The following is a 1099-nucleotide window of genomic DNA, read 5'->3' on the forward strand; positions in this document are numbered from 1 at the left end:
TCGTGGGAGGAAACTTTTTTGATTCTGTTCCCCGTGGGGGCGATATTTACTTACTCTCTCCCGTCCTCCTTAATAGGGAATGAAGTGATTTTATTTCGCCGTGGAAAGACCCTGTAGCAAACACTGTTGAGTTGATTTGCTCAAACTATAAGCAATAAAAATATGTATACTCAGAATCAATTTAGTTGCTTTCTTATTGGAGAAGGAACTTTACCTATCCAATGTGCTGAACTTCTTTTAGAGCGGGGTCATGAGATTTTAGGCGTCATCTCCTCTGATGCATCGATAAGTAGCTGGGCGAAAGGAAAGGACATACCTCACATCCAGCAAACAGATAATCTCGTAGCATTTTTAAGCCAGCAGCCTTTTGATTACCTGTTCAGCATTGTCAACAACTCCGTTTTACCCAAAGAAATTTTGGAGTTACCGCGCATTGAGGCCATCAACTACCATGACGCCCTCCTGCCAAGGTATGCGGGAGTGAATGCTACCTCTTGGGCTTTGATGCATGGGGAGAAGACTCATGGGGTTACCTGGCATGTGATGACCGCTATGGTTGACGCGGGTAATATCCTCAAGCAGATTTCCGTCGAAATTAACTCAGACGAGACTGCTTTTACCCTCAATGGGAAGTGTTATGAGGCTGCCATTTGTTCATTTGCTGAGTTAATTGACGAACTCTCCAGTGGTCAAGTTTTGGGGAGAAAGCCAAACCTAGATGAGCGAACCTATTTTGGGCGCTACAAAAGGCCTCGTGCTGGAGGTGTGCTCTCATTCAATTGTTGTGCCCATGACATAGATGCCTTCGTTAGGGCTTTAGACTTTGGTCCATACCCAAATCCATTAGGTCTGGCAAAGTTGGTCATAGGGAACAACTCGATCGTAGTCTCTAAGCTCGAAGTATTAGGTGACGGGCCTAAGTCTCCTCCTGGAACGATAACAGCCATTGAACCCAGTTTTGTTAAAGTTTCTACAGCAAGTTACTCCGTAGCGCTGCGCCAGGTGCTAACTATGGGTGGTCAAGTGCTACCGATTCCTGATTTGGTCGCGAGATTTGGACTGCATGTTGGGTATCAGTTTAAAGACATCGAGCCGGAGC

1 protein-coding gene is annotated in these 1099 nt (G+C 45.7%); it reads left to right on the top strand.

Annotated elements, in window-relative coordinates; all coding sequences use genetic code 11:
- Positions 1-162: 162 nt before the first annotated feature.
- The coding region (locus tag QUB56_RS36985) for a formyltransferase family protein (protein ID WP_332961316.1) at positions 163-1099 on the top strand (937 nt) is incomplete at its 3' end.

The sequence above is a fragment of the Microcoleus sp. AR_TQ3_B6 genome (assembly GCF_036702785.1).
Classification (GTDB): domain Bacteria; phylum Cyanobacteriota; class Cyanobacteriia; order Cyanobacteriales; family Microcoleaceae; genus Microcoleus.